The 13,157-nt window shown below is 70.1% G+C and carries 11 protein-coding genes and 3 pseudogenes; all 14 read left to right on the forward strand.

Annotation, left to right across the window (positions count from 1 at the left end; genetic code table 11):
• A pseudogene (locus Q0R63_RS17055) lies at positions 1–673 on the forward strand (peptide chain release factor-like protein); the annotation flags it as partial.
• An 85-nt stretch (positions 674–758) separates the two neighbouring features.
• Positions 759–1,544: pseudogene (gene prmC, locus Q0R63_RS17060) on the forward strand (peptide chain release factor N(5)-glutamine methyltransferase); the annotation flags it as partial.
• A gap of 102 nt (positions 1,545–1,646) precedes the next feature.
• Positions 1,647–2,486, forward strand: coding sequence for an L-threonylcarbamoyladenylate synthase (locus Q0R63_RS17065; protein ID WP_295699905.1), 840 nt, complete (start codon positions 1,647–1,649; stop codon positions 2,484–2,486).
• Positions 2,487–2,584: 98 nt separating this feature from the next.
• Positions 2,585–3,868: a serine hydroxymethyltransferase gene (gene glyA, locus Q0R63_RS17070; protein ID WP_295699908.1), complete on the forward strand. Its 1,284-nt coding sequence runs from the start codon at positions 2,585–2,587 to the stop codon at positions 3,866–3,868.
• Positions 3,869–3,915: 47 nt separating this feature from the next.
• Entirely contained in the window at positions 3,916–5,016 is a 1,101-nt protein-coding gene (locus Q0R63_RS17075; protein ID WP_295699910.1) for an MraY family glycosyltransferase, read from the forward strand.
• Positions 5,017–5,113: 97 nt separating this feature from the next.
• Positions 5,114–5,665, forward strand: coding sequence for a hypothetical protein (locus Q0R63_RS17080; RefSeq protein ID WP_295699914.1), 552 nt, complete (start codon positions 5,114–5,116; stop codon positions 5,663–5,665).
• Between the two features lie 166 nt (positions 5,666–5,831).
• Positions 5,832–6,677 carry a F0F1 ATP synthase subunit A gene (atpB, locus tag Q0R63_RS17085; protein ID WP_295699917.1) on the forward strand — a complete coding sequence of 282 codons (846 nt, stop codon included), beginning with the start codon at positions 5,832–5,834 and terminating at the stop codon, positions 6,675–6,677.
• A 103-nt stretch (positions 6,678–6,780) separates the two neighbouring features.
• Positions 6,781–6,987: an ATP synthase F0 subunit C gene (gene atpE / locus Q0R63_RS17090; RefSeq protein WP_141848957.1), complete on the forward strand. Its 207-nt coding sequence runs from the start codon at positions 6,781–6,783 to the stop codon at positions 6,985–6,987.
• Between the two features lie 56 nt (positions 6,988–7,043).
• Positions 7,044–7,613 (forward strand): F0F1 ATP synthase subunit B, encoded by a 570-nt coding sequence (locus tag Q0R63_RS17095; protein WP_295699924.1) that lies wholly within the window; start codon positions 7,044–7,046, stop codon positions 7,611–7,613.
• Positions 7,613–8,425, forward strand: coding sequence for a F0F1 ATP synthase subunit delta (locus tag Q0R63_RS17100; RefSeq protein ID WP_295699926.1), 813 nt, complete (start codon positions 7,613–7,615; stop codon positions 8,423–8,425). The genes Q0R63_RS17095 and Q0R63_RS17100 overlap by 1 nt, the downstream gene beginning before the upstream one ends.
• 160 nt (positions 8,426–8,585) lie before the next feature.
• The gene (gene atpA / locus Q0R63_RS17105; protein WP_295699929.1) at positions 8,586–10,235 is read left to right on the forward strand and encodes a F0F1 ATP synthase subunit alpha; all 1,650 of its coding nucleotides are present in this window, start codon (positions 8,586–8,588) and stop codon (positions 10,233–10,235) included.
• Positions 10,236–10,327: 92 nt separating this feature from the next.
• Complete coding sequence (locus Q0R63_RS17110) at positions 10,328–11,224, forward strand: F0F1 ATP synthase subunit gamma (RefSeq protein ID WP_295699931.1); 897 nt, start codon at positions 10,328–10,330, stop codon at positions 11,222–11,224.
• 72 nt (positions 11,225–11,296) lie between these two features.
• The gene (gene atpD, locus Q0R63_RS17115) at positions 11,297–12,754 is read left to right on the forward strand and encodes a F0F1 ATP synthase subunit beta (RefSeq protein ID WP_295699934.1); all 1,458 of its coding nucleotides are present in this window, start codon (positions 11,297–11,299) and stop codon (positions 12,752–12,754) included.
• 166 nt (positions 12,755–12,920) lie between these two features.
• Positions 12,921–13,157 (forward strand): annotated as a pseudogene (locus Q0R63_RS17120) (hypothetical protein); the annotation flags it as partial.

Consider the following 13,157-nt stretch of genomic DNA (forward strand, 5'->3'; position numbering starts at 1 on the left):
CCGAGCTCATCGACGCCACCGAGTCCGACCTCGGGGGCTACAAGGAGGCGCGCCTGTCGGTCAAGGCCAAGGGCACGCCGCCGCCCGGCGAGGCCCCCTGGGCGCTGATGAAGTTCGAGGGCGGCGTCCATCGCGTCCAACGCGTGCCCGTGACCGAGAGCCAGGGCCGCATCCACACGTCCGCGGCGGGCGTCCTCGTCATGCCGGAGATCGAAGAAACGGCGGAGACGGTCCTCGGTCCCAACGACCTCCGCATCGACGTCTATCGCAGCTCCGGCCCCGGCGGCCAGAGCGTCAACACGACCGACTCGGCCGTCCGGATCACCCACCTGCCCACAGGCCTCGTCGTGTCCTGCCAGAACGAGAAGTCGCAGCTGCAGAACAAGGAGGCGGCGATGCGGGTCCTGCGCGCCCGGCTCCACACGCTCGCCCGCGAGCAGGCCGAGGCGGAGGCGTCCGCGGCCCGCCGCAGCCAGGTCCGCACCGTCGACCGCAGCGAGCGGATCCGCACCTACAACTTCCCCGAGAACCGGATCAGCGACCACCGCACCGGCTTCAAGGCCTACAACCTCGAGACCGTCCTCGACGGTACCTCGACGCGGTCGTCCGCTCCTGCGTGGAGGCCGACGAGCAGGCGCGCCTCGCCGCGATCGGCGAGGGCGCCCGCGCGTGAGCACCCTGTGACCACCCTCGCGATCGCCGTCCGCCGGGCGACGATGACCCTGGCCGAGGCCGGCATCGCCTCCGCGCCGGTCGACGCCCTCCACCTCGCCGCCCACCTGATGGGCCAGGACGTCTCCGAGGTGCGGCGGCTGATGATCCTCGGCGGCACCGAGGCGCCGGGCGGCTACGACGACCTCGTCGCCGAGCGCGCGACGCGAATTCCGTTGCAGCACCTCACCGGTCGCGCCGGCTTCCGCTACCTCGAGCTCTTCGTCGGCCCCGGTGTCTTCGTGCCCCGACCGGAGACCGAGCTCGTCGTCGAGCTCGCCGTCGGAGCGCTCGACGCGCTCGATAACGACGCGCGCGATGCCCCCGTCCTCGTCGACCTCGCCACCGGCTCCGGCGCCATCGCGCTCGCGGTCAGGCAGGAACGCCCCACGACCCGTGTGTATGCCGTGGAGCTCAGCGAGCTCGCCCACGGCTGGGCCGTCGCGAACCGCGACCGGCTGGACCTCGCGGTGACCCTCGTGCAGGGTGACGCCCTGACGGCATACGGGGAGCTGCTGGGGCAGGTCGACGTCGTGACCTGCAACCCGCCCTACATCCCCCTCGGCCAGGTGCCGATCGACCCCGAGGTGCGCGACCACGACCCGGACCTCGCGCTCTACGGCGGCAGCGAGGACGGCCTCGCGATCCCCCGGGCGATGGCCGCGCGGGCTGCCGAGCTGCTTCGACCCGGTGGGGTGCTCGTCATGGAGCACGCCGACACCCAGGGCAGCAGCCTGCCGCGGGCGCTGTCGGCCACCGGTTCCTGGCTCACCGTCGTCGACCACCTCGATCTCGTGGGTCGGCCGCGGTGCGTCGTCGCGACCCGCGCCTGACCACCGAGACCGGACCACCGAGATCCGACCCGGACGGGCCGCCGGACCGACGCGGAGCGACCTGTCACCTGACACCCGACATCGCCGCCTAAGGTGGCCGTCATGAGCGAGGTGTTCGACTGCACGACCCCCGAGGGGCTGGCGGCAGGGGTCGAGGCGGCAGCGGCAGCGGTCCGCGAGGGCAAGGTCGTCGTGCTCCCCACCGACACGGTCTACGGCATCGGGTGCGACGCGTTCAGCGCCGAGGCCGTCACCGCCGTGCTGGCCGCCAAGGGCCGCGGCCGCGACATGCCGCCCCCGGTCCTCGTCGCCAACCTCGCCACCGTCGACGGCCTCGCCCGCGACGTCCCGCCCTACGCGCGCGCCCTCCTCGGCGCGTTCTGGCCCGGCCCGCTGACCATCGTCGTCACGTCGCAGCCGTCGCTGGCGTGGGACCTCGGCGAGACCAACGGCACGGTCGCCATCCGGATGCCCGACGACGAGACCGCGCTGGCCCTCCTCGGGGCGGTCGGTCCGATGGCCGTGACGAGCGCCAACCTCACGGGACGTCCGCCCGCGACGACCGCGGCCGAGGCGCAGGAGCAGCTCGGGGCGTCGGTGGCGGTCTACCTCGACGGCGGCCCCGTCGAGCCCACCGCCGGGACGGGCCTGGCCTCGACCATCCTCGACTGCACCGGCCTCGAAGCCGTGACCCTGCGCGAGGGCGCCCTGTCCCGCGCCGCGATCGACGAGGTCATCGTCGAGGCGGCGAGGGTGGCGGAGATCGAGCGGCTCGCTGCGCAGGAGCGAGCGGTCGAGCAGGTCGCCATCGCCCAGCGCGCCGCCCTCGCGGCGCTGCGCACCGGCAAGGGCGTCGGGCGGCCCACCAGCAAGCGTCCCCCTGCCGTCGGCCCGACCCCCTCGAAGTCGGGCAAGGTGGCCGGACGCAAGCACGACTCCTGACGCGTGCCGCGCGGCGACGCGCAGCCGGGCGGGAGGGGCAGAGGCCCTATGGTTGACGAGGCACCTGACGTAGCAGCAGCGATCCCGTGGAGCGAAGCATGAGCACCGACGACACCTTCTACGGCTCCGACTTCGGGGCCCTGAGCACCTTCGACCCGGAGATCTCCGGGGTCCTGCTCTCCGAGCTCGGCCGCATCCGCAGCGGCCTGCAGCTCATCGCCAGCGAGAACATGTCCTCCCCGGAGGTGCTGACCGCGCTCGGGTCGACGCTCTCCAACAAATATGCCGAGGGCTATCCCGGCCGCCGCTACTACGGCGGCTGCTCGGAGGTCGACAAGGCCGAGACGATCGCCATCGAGCGCTGCAAGACCCTCTTCGGCGCCGACCACGCCAATGTCCAGCCGCACTCGGGAGCCAGCGCCAACCAAGCGGTCTACGGCGCCTTCCTGCAGCCCGGCGAGACCATCCTCGCCATGTCGCTGCCGCACGGTGGCCACCTCACCCACGGCGCCAAGGTCTCCTTCTCGGGCAAGTGGTTCAACCCCGTGCACTACGGCGTCGACCGCGACACCGAGAACATCGACTACGACCAGGTCGCCGCGCTGGCCCGCGAGCACCGGCCCAAGATGATCCTCGCCGGTGGCAGCGCCATCCCGCGGCTGATCGACTTCGCCTTCTTCCGCGCCCTCGCGGACGAGATCGGGGCGATCTTCTGGGTCGACGCGGCCCACTTCATCGGGCTCGTCGCGGGTGGGGCGATCCCCAGCCCGGTGCCGTATGCCGATGTCGTCACCTTCACGACGCACAAGGTGCTGCGCGGCCCCCGCTCCGGCGCCCTCGTCTGCAAGGCGGAGCACGCCGCCAAGCTCGACAAGGCGGTCTTCCCGATGATGCAAGGCGGCCCGCAGATGCACACCATCGCGGCCAAGGCGGTCAACTTCAAGGAGTGCGCGACCCCGGAGTATGCCGCCTACACCCGGGCCGTCGTGGCCAACGCCCAGCAGCTCGCGACCTCGCTCGCCGGGCACGGCATCCGCCCGACCACGGGCGGCACCGACACCCACCTGTCCCTGCACGACCTCCAGGGGATCGGCGTCACCGGCGTCGACGCCGAGGCCCGGGCCGACGCGGCGGGCATCGTCCTGAACAAGAACGCCATCCCCTTCGACCCGCAGAAGCCCGGCATCGCCTCCGGCATCCGGGTCGGCACGCCGTGCGTCACGACGCAGGGGATGGGCCTGCCCGAGATGGAGACCATCGCCGAGCTCATCGCGATGGCCGTCATCAAGGGCGACGCCGACCCCGACAGCGCCGTGTCGCAGGAGGTGCGCGCCGGGGTGACCGACCTCGTGACGCGCTTCCCGGCATACCCGCGGGCCTGACTGGGCCCCGAGCCGACCACCCGAGCCAGCAGCCGAGACCACCGCCCGTGCGGGAGTACCTCCTCGTCTTCGTCGTCGCCGCGGCGGTGACCTTCCTGACGACCCCTCTCGTGCGGCAGATCGCGGTCATCACCGGCGCCTTCACGCCGTTGCGCGCGCGGGACGTCCACGACACCCCGATCCCGCGCCTCGGCGGAGTGGCGATCTTTCTGGGTTTCGCGGCCGCCGCCCTCGTCGCCCGGGAGCTGCCCTTCCTCAAGCAGGTCTACCTCAGCGGGCAGATCTCGGGGGTGCTCTTCGGCGCCGCCATCATCTGCTTCGTCGGCGCCATCGACGACATCCACGAGCTCGACTGGCTGACCAAGCTCGCCGGACAGGTGCTGGCGGCCGGGGTGATGGCCTACAAGGGCGTGCAGCTGCTCGCCGTCCCCTTCTTCGGCACGAGCACCGTCCTGCCGACCCCCGCGCTCGTCCTCGTGACCGTCCTCGTCGTGCTCGTGACCGTCAACGCGGTCAACTGGATCGACGGGCTCGACGGGCTCGCCGCCGGCACCGTGGCGATCGCGGCGCTGGCCTTCTTCACCTATTCCTACCTCGTCTCGCGCAGCTTCAACCCGCCCAACGTGTTCACCAACGCGACCTTCCTCACGGCGGCCGTGCTGGGCGTCTGCGTCGGCTTCATGCCCCACAACTTCCACCCGGCGCGGCTGTTCATGGGCGACTCGGGGGCGATGCTGCTCGGGCTGCTGCTCGCGGCGGCGACGATCTCCATCACCGGCAACGTCGACCCCGGCGACTTCCGCGGGGGAGACGTGTCCGCGGCGCTGCTGCCGATCGCCGTCCCGCTCGCCGTGCTCAGCCTGCCCTTCATCGACATGGTGCTTGCGGTGGTCCGCCGCACGATGGCCGGCCAGAAACCCTGGCAGGCCGACAAGAAGCACCTGCACCACCGGATGATGGAGATCGGGCACGGCCACCGCAACGCCGTCCTCGTGCTCTACCTCTGGGCCGCCGTGCTCTCGATGGGGACGGTCTCCTTCGCCTTCCTCGAGCCCTGGCGTGCCGCCCTCCTCATCGTCGTGGGATGTCTCGTGGCGTTCGTGATCACCGTCTGGGTGCCCAGGTGGAGTCTCGCGCGGCGCTTGTGATACCTTTCACAAGGTCCGGAGAGGACGCTGGGAGTGCCCGCGTCGATCCGGCCGCCCGACACGACACTCCCTCCAGACACCGACGACCGGAGTCGCAGTGACCGCCACGACGAAGCCCGACACCGCACCCCAAAAGGTCGCGTTCGCCGTGCTGCTGCGCGGGGCGCTGCCACCCACGGTCGTCGTCGGGTTGGTCGCGGCGCTCGTCGTCGGCCTGGTCGGCGGTCCTCGCGCCGGTGTCTCCGGACTGGTCGGAGCCATCATCGCCGTCGTGTTCTTCGCCTCGGGGCTGCTCGTCGTCAGCCGGTTCGTCACGGACACGGGCAACGCCCTCCTCTTCATGGCCGTGGGGATGAGCGTCTACCTCGCCCAGGTCATCCTCCTGTTCGGGGTGCTGCTGCTCGCGCGGGCGGTGGAGGTGTTCGACAGCCGGTCCGCGGGTATCGTCCTGCTGCTGAGCATCGTCACCTGGCAGGTGGCCCAGATGCGCGCCTGGAGGCGTGCCCGGGTGCCGGTCTACGACGAGGCGCCGGCCCGGGCCGGGGCCGAGGACTCCACCGACGCTCCGCCAGACGCCCGGGTCGACCCGCTCACCGACCTGCCGACCCTTCCGACCCACCCGACTGCACCCGTCGAGGAGACCCGATGAGTCCTGTTGCCCACGTCGTTGGGGCAGCCCGAAGTCCGGTAACGTACGGGGCGACCTGCGCTGGAGCGGTGCACCCGTGCCGCCCGACCGGGTTCGTGGTCGGACTCCAGGGGACCACCACCGCACCCCGGCCGACCGTGACCGTCACCGCATTCGAGGAAAGGCTGTGAGCCCCACCGTGTTGTCCTCCTTGTCCACGCACCTCCTGTCTGGCGCCCTCCCGGCTGCCGACGGTGGCGGGGGGACGAGTTTCGTCTCGCCCGGCGTCTCGGACTTCTTCTGGCCGTTGATCGGCGGCGACAGCAACTGGGCGTTCACCCGGCCCTCTGCCGTCCTGCTCATCTCCGTGGGCATCCTCGGCTGGTTCTTCATTGCCGCGACGCGCAAGCTCACGGTCGTTCCCGGCAAGCGGCAGTTCCTCGTCGAGCAGGTCTACGGCTTCGTGCGCAACACCATCGCGAAGGACGTCATCGGGACGAAGGACTTCCAGCGCTTCCTGCCGCTGCTGTTCACGCTCTTCACGATGGTGCTCGTCAACAACCTCTTCGGCATCATCCCGCTCGTGCAGTTCCCCACGATGAGCCGGATCGCCTTCCCGATCGTGCTGACCCTGGTGGTCTACGTCGTCTACCACGTGGTCGGGCTGAAGGCCAAGGGCGGCGTCATCCCCTACATCAAGTCGATGGTGCCGCCGGGCCTGCCGGGCTGGGTCATCCCGTTGATGTTCGTCCTCGAGCTGGCGACCTACTTCGTCATCCGCCCGGTCACGCTCGCCCTGCGACTCTTCGGCAACATGTTCGCCGGCCACCTGCTGCTGCTCGTCTTCATCGTCGGCGGTGAATACCTCCTGCTCCACGGCGGCAACATCGGCCTCGGGGCGGCAGGTATCGCCTCGGGCCTCTTCTCCATCGTGATGACCTTCTTCGAGCTCTTGGTCGAGTTCCTCCAGGCCTTCGTCTTCACCATCCTGGCCGCCCTCTACCTCGCTGACGCCGTCTCCGAGGAGCACTGAGCCCCGTGGGCCCCCGGACGCTCTCCGGAGCCGGACCCCACGACTGCACCACCCCTCACGACACCGGGAGCTGTTCCCGGTGCCACCCGAAAGGAACACCGCAATGACTGGCAACATCGCCTTCCTCGGCTACGGTCTCGCCGCCATCGGTCCCGGTATCGGCGTCGGGCTGATCTTCGCCGCCTACATCAACGGCGTCGCACGGCAGCCCGAGTCCCGCGGCATGCTGCAGACGATCGCCTTCACCGGCTTCGCGCTGACCGAGGCGCTGGCCATCCTCGGCCTCGTCTTCGCCTTCATCTTCCGCTGATCCGCATCCCGCTGCTCACCCTGCGCTGACCTCCCCACGAGATAAGGAAGCGACACATGGTTCTCGCGTCCGTCGTCGCCGCGACGACCCCCGGCTGGCCTGACCAGCTGCCGCTGCTGCCGCACCCGGCCGAGCTGATCGTCGGCGTGATCTCCTTCGGCATCCTCTACTGGCTCTACAAGACCAAGGTCGTGCCGAGCCTCGAGAAGATGTACGAGGAGCGCACCGCGGCCATCGAGGGCGGTATCAGCAAGGCCGAGGAGGCTCAGGCACAGGCCCAGGCCGCCCTGGACCAGTACAACGCCCAGCTGCAGGAGGCCCGCACCGAAGCCTCGACGATCCGCGAGGACGCCAAGGCCCAGGGCGCGGCGATCGTCGCCGAGCTCCGGGAGAAGGCGCAGGCCGAGGCGGGCCGGATCACGGAGGCCGCGCAGAAGACCATCGAGGCCGAGCGCCAGGCGGCGCTCGTCCAGCTCCGCGGCGAGGTCGGCCGGCTCTCCACCGACCTGGCCAGCCGGATCGTGGGCGAGTCGCTCGAGGACGAGACCCGTCAGAAGGGCATCGTCGAGCGGTTCCTCAGCGAGCTCGAGGCCGGCGAGATCAAGCCCGAGAGGGTCGACTCCTGATGCAGGGATCGTCCCGGGGTGCCCTCATCGCGGCGAAGGAGGCCTTCGCCTCGACCCTCGACAGCGGCACCGACCCGGCCGCCCTCGCCGAGGACCTCTTCGGGATCGTCGGCGCCATCGACGGCAGCGCAGCCCTGCGCCGCGCCCTGGGTGACCCGTCGCGCGAGGGCTCGGCCAAGGCCGCGCTCGTGGACCGGCTCTTCGCCGGCAAGATCGGCGCCCCCGCCCTCGACCTTCTGAAGAGCGTGGTCGAGCAGCGGTGGTCCGAGGAGCGCGACCTCAGCGACACCGCCGAACAGCTCGCGGTCGGAGCGGTCATCGCGGGCGCCGAGAACGCCGGCCGCGCCGACCAGGTCGAGGACGAGATGTTCCGCTTCGAGCGCGTCGTCGCGGGCGCACCCGCACTGCGGGACGCCCTGACCGACCGCCGGGCGACACCGGAAGCCAAGGCCGAAGTCGTACAGAGCCTCCTGGAGGGCAAGACCGCCCCCGAGACGCTGCGTCTCGCCCGGCAGGCCGTGCTGGCCTCCCGGGGTCGCCGCTTCGACCGGGTCCTCGACACCTACCAGGCCATCGCCGAGACCCGCCGCGCGCAGCTCGCCGCGGTCGTCACCTCGGCGATCGACCTCGACGAGACCCAGCGGGCTCGGCTCGTCGCCGCCCTGAGGTCCCACTACGGCAAGGCCGTGCACCTCAACGTCGTCGTCGACCCGTCCGTCATCGGCGGCATCCGGGTCCAGATCGGCGACGACGTCGTCGACGGCACCATCCTGCGCCGCCTCGAAGGCGTCCGCCGCCAGCTCGGCGGCTGACCCACCGCTCCTGCACCCCCGCCCCTGCACCGCCGCATACCTGCTCGACCGCCTGAGACCTCTGCTCCACCACCACACACCGCTCGACCACCACACCTCAGCACCACCAACGCTTCGGCCCCGGGACCATCCGGACGCCGGATCACGAAGGAGACAAGACATGACGGAGCTCTCGATCCGTCCGGAGGAGATCCGGGACGCGCTGGACAACTTCGTCCAGTCCTACGAGCCCGGGGCGGCCTCCCGCGAAGAGGTCGGCCGGGTGTCCGATGCCGGTGACGGCATCGCCCACGTCGAAGGGCTGCCGTCGGCGATGACCAACGAGCTGCTCCAGTTCGCGGACGGCACGCTGGGCCTCGCGCTCAACCTCGACGTCCACGAGATCGGTGTCGTCATCCTCGGTGACTTCTCCGGCATCGAGGAGGGCCAAGAGGTCAAGCGCACCGGCGAGGTCCTCTCCGTTCCCGTCGGCGACAACTTCCTCGGTCGCGTCGTCAACCCGCTCGGCCAGCCCATCGACGGTCTCGGCGAGATCGAGGCGGAAGAGCGTCGCCAGCTCGAGATCCAGGCCCCCAGCGTGGTCCACCGCAAGTCGGTCCACGAGCCGCTGCAGACCGGCCTCAAGGCCGTCGACGCGATGACCCCGATCGGCCGCGGCCAGCGCCAGCTCATCATCGGTGACCGCCAGACCGGCAAGACGACGGTCGCGATCGACACGATCATCAACCAGAAGCGCAACTGGGAGACCGGCGACCCCGACCAGCAGGTGCGCTGCATCTACGTCGGCATCGGCCAGAAGGGGTCGACCATCGCGGGCGTCAAGGGCACCCTCGTGGACGCAGGCGCGATGGAGTACACCACGATCGTCGCGGCACCGGCCTCCGACGCGGCGGGCTTCAAGTACCTCGCGCCCTACACCGGGTCGGCCATCGGCCAGCACTGGATGTATCAGGGCAAGCACGTCCTCATCGTCTTCGACGACCTGAGCAAGCAGGCCGAGGCCTACCGCGCCGTGTCGCTCCTGCTGCGTCGCCCGCCGGGCCGCGAGGCCTACCCCGGCGACGTGTTCTACCTGCACTCCCGGCTGCTCGAGCGTTGCGCCAAGCTCTCCGACGACCTCGGCCACGGCTCGATGACCGGCCTGCCGATCATCGAGACCAAGGCGGGTGACGTCTCGGCCTACATCCCGACCAACGTCATCTCCATCACCGACGGCCAGATCTACCTCCAGTCGGACCTGTTCAACGCCAACGTGCGCCCGGCGATCGACGTCGGTGTCTCGGTCTCCCGCGTCGGTGGCGCCGCGCAGATCAAGGCCATGAAGGACGTCGCCGGTCGGCTCAAGCTCGACCTCGCCCAGTTCCGCGCTCTCGAGGCCTTCGCGATGTTCGCCTCCGACCTCGACCCGGCCTCGCGTCAGCAGCTGGCCAAGGGTGCCCGGCTGGTCGAGCTGCTCAAGCAGAGCCAGTCCAACCCGTATCCCATCGAGGAGCAGGTGGTCAGCATCTGGGCGGGCACGACGGGTCAGCTCGACACGATCAAGGTCGAGGACGTGCGCCGGTTCGAGACCGACTTCCTCGACTACCTGCGCCGGCAGGAGAAGGGGATCCTCGACGGCATCCGCGAGACCAAGAAGTTCGACGACGACACGCGGTCGGCGCTCGAGAACGCGGTGACCACGTTCAAGAAGCAGTTCGGCGGTGAGGTCCCGCAGGACGACCGCACGATGGACATCGGTCACGAGGCTGCGGCCGAGTCCCTCGAGGACTCCGAGATGGACCAGGAAAAGATCGTCCGCCAGAAGCGCTAGGCCGTATGCCGCGGGCGGCTCGTCCGCCCGCGGCATACGCAAGCGCACGCCCGTTCGTAGCAGCAGCACACACCAGAGGAAAGGCGGCAGGGATGGCAGGCCAGATGAGGGTCTACCGCCAGCGCGTCCGGTCGGTCCAGGCGACCAAGAAGATCACCCGCGCGATGGAGCTCATCGCGGCGTCCCGGGTCATCAAGGCCCGGCAGCGCGCCGAGGCGGCGACCCCCTACACCGCGGCCCTCACCCGGGCGCTCTCGGCGCTCGCGACCTACTCCCACGAGGATCACCCGCTGACGACCGAGCGCGAGCAGGTCCGTCGGGCCGCCGTCGTCATCATCGCTGGCGACCGCGGGCTGTCCGGGGCCTACAACTCCTCGGTGCTGCGCGCGAGCGAGTCCCTCGTCCAGCGGCTCCAGGACGAGGGCAAGGAGGTCGTCCCCTATCTCGTCGGCCGTCGCGCCGTGTCGTTCTACAAGTTCCGCCGTCGCGAGTTCGCGGCCCAGTGGGACGGCTTCTCCGACGCCCCGACCTACGACGCGGCCCGGGAGATCGGCCAGCGCCTCGTCGACGACTTCACCAAGCCCTACGAAGAAGGCGGGCACGACGAGGTCCACGTCGTCTACACCCGCTTCGTCAACATGGTCACGCAAGAGCCGCGTGTGCTCCGGCTCGTGCCGCTCGAGGTCGTCGAGGGGGAGGAGAAGCCGGGAGAGAACGAGGTCCTGCCGCTCTACTCCTTCGAGCCCAGCGCGAGCGAGGTCCTCGACGCGCTGCTGCCGAAATACGTCATCTCCCGCATCTGGACCTGCCTGCTCGCGGCTGCGGCCTCGCAGATGGCGGCCCAGCAGCGCGCGATGAAGTCGGCCACCGACAACGCCGATGCGCTGATCAAGACCTACACCCGGCTGGCCAACCAGGCCCGCCAGGCCGAGATCACCCAGGAGATCAGCGAGATCGTCGGCGGCGCCGACGCCCTCAAGTCCGCCTGACCTGCCCGACCTGCCCGACCTGCCCGACCGCCCGACCGCCCGACCGCACGACCCACGAAGGAAAGAGTCACCATGACTGCCACTGTCACTGAGAGAACCGCGGACGCGACGCCCGGCGCGGTCGGTCGCGTCTCGCGCATCATCGGCCCGGTCGTCGACGTGGAGTTCCCCGCCGACGGCATGCCGGAGCAGTACAACCTGCTCACCACCGAGGTCGAGATCGCGGGGGTGAAGTCCACCCTGAACCTCGAGGTCGCCCAGCACATCGGCGACAACATGATCCGGGCCATCTCCCTGCAGCCCACCGACGGCCTCGTGCGCGGTACCGGGGTCCAGGACACCGGCGGCCCGATCACCGTGCCCGTCGGCGACGTCACCCTCGGCCGGGTCTTCAACACCACGGGCGTCTGCCTCAACCTCGCGCCCGGCGAGACCCTCGACGTCAAGGAGCGGTGGGGCATCCACCGCAACGCGCCCGCGTTCGACCAGCTCGAGTCGAAGACCCAGATGTTCGAGACCGGCATCAAGGTCATCGACCTGATGACCCCCTACGTCCTCGGCGGCAAGATCGGCCTCTTCGGCGGAGCCGGCGTCGGCAAGACCGTGCTCATCCAGGAGATGATCGCCCGCGTCGCCCGTGACCACGGTGGGGTGTCGGTGTTCGCCGGGGTCGGCGAGCGCACCCGTGAGGGCAACGACCTCATGGTCGAGATGGAGGAGGCCGGCGTCCTCAAGCAGACCGCCCTCGTCTTCGGCCAGATGGACGAGCCGCCGGGCACTCGCCTGCGCGTCGCCCTGTCCGCGCTGACGATGGCGGAGTACTTCCGCGACGTACAGAACCAGGACGTGCTGCTCTTCATCGACAACATCTTCCGCTTCACGCAGGCTGGCTCCGAGGTCTCGACCCTCCTCGGCCGGATGCCGTCCGCGGTGGGCTACCAGCCGACCCTCGCCGACGAGATGGGCGTCCTCCAGGAGCGCATCACCTCGACCCGAGGTCACTCGATCACCTCGATGCAAGCGATCTACGTGCCGGCCGACGACTACACCGACCCGGCTCCGGCGACGACCTTCGCCCACCTCGACGCCACGACCGAGCTGTCCCGTGACATCGCCTCCCTCGGCATCTACCCCGCCGTGGACCCGCTCTCCTCGACGAGCCGGATCCTCGACCCGCGCTACATCGCCAAGGACCACTACGACACGGCCGTCCGGATCAAGCAGATCCTGCAGCGCAACAAGGAGCTCCAGGACATCATCGCGATCCTCGGCATCGACGAGCTCTCCGAGGAGGACAAGATCCTCGTCAACCGGGCCCGTCGCATCCAGCGCTTCCTGTCGCAGAACACCTACGTGGCCAAGCAGTTCACCGGCCTCGAGGGCTCGACGGTGCCGCTGGCCGACACCATCGAGGCGTTCACGAAGATCGCTGACGGCGACTACGACGACGTCGCCGAGCAGGCCTTCTTCATGTGCGGCGGCCTCGACGACGTCGAGCGCCAGTGGTCGGAGATCCAGAAGAGCCTCTGACCGAGAACTCCTGCCGCGAGGCCGGTTCCCCACCCGGGGAGCCGGCCTCGCGGCATACCCCCACGTGTTGCGGTGAGATCCGGGCCTTCCGGACATCGAGCCCCTGCTTCGCGGCTTTCACCGCAACAAGTGGAGGGCCCGCGAGCTCGTGGGTAGGGTCACGTCCATGCCGGAGGGGATCGAGGACTACGTCGCCCGCATCGAGGCCGAGCTCGACGAGGACCGTCGGCTGGCGCTCGACCCCGCCGGCATCCCGGGGTGGGAGGTCTTCCCGTTCGAGGCGGAGGGGCTGCGGCTGAAGCCTCTCGACCGGCTGGTCGAGGTCGAGGCGCCCCGATTCGGTGAGGACCCGGCGACCTGCTCCTGCGCCGACCCCGGCCGATCTCCGGAAGGGCTGGTGTGG

Source organism: Lapillicoccus sp. (assembly GCF_025353065.1).
GTDB lineage: Bacteria > Actinomycetota > Actinomycetes > Actinomycetales > Dermatophilaceae > Lapillicoccus.